1 protein-coding gene is annotated in these 516 nt (G+C 78.3%); it reads left to right on the plus strand.

Annotated elements, in window-relative coordinates; all coding sequences use genetic code 11:
* Window positions 1-516: metalloregulator ArsR/SmtB family transcription factor (locus GVN67_RS29185; RefSeq protein WP_160000786.1), on the plus strand; the 516-nt coding region annotated here is incomplete at both ends.

Here is a 516-nt window from a genome sequence, read left to right on the forward strand (position 1 = left end):
CCCAGGCGGGGGGGGCGGCGCGCGGCGCCGGCCGGCCGAGCCAGGACTGGGCGCTGACCGCGGCCGGCCATGCGCGCTTCCCCGACGGCCATGCGGTGCTGGGGCTGCAGATGATCGCCGCCATCCGCGCGCAATTCGGCGAGGCCGGGCTGGAGGCGGTGGTGGCGGCGCGCGAGGCGGCGATGGCGGCGAGCTATCGCGAGGCCTGCCCCGGGCCGGGGCTGGAGGCGCGGCTGCGCCAGCTGGCCGCGCTGCGCAGCGCCGAGGGCTACATGGCGCGGGTCGAGGCGGTGGCCGGCGGCTGGCGGCTGGTCGAGGACCATTGCCCGATCTGCGCCGCCGCCCGTGCCTGCCAGGGGCTTTGCCGATCCGAGCTGGCATTGTTCCGCGCCCTGCTGGGGCCGGAGGCCGAGGTGGCGCGGGAGCAGCATCTGCTCGCCGGCGCGGCGCGCTGCGCCTATCGGGTGCGGCCGGTTCAGGTGGGGTCGGTTCGGGTGGGGCCGGTTCGGGTAGGGT

Origin of the sequence: Roseomonas sp. 18066, assembly GCF_902706185.1 — a bacterium.
Classification (GTDB): domain Bacteria; phylum Pseudomonadota; class Alphaproteobacteria; order Acetobacterales; family Acetobacteraceae; genus Pseudoroseomonas.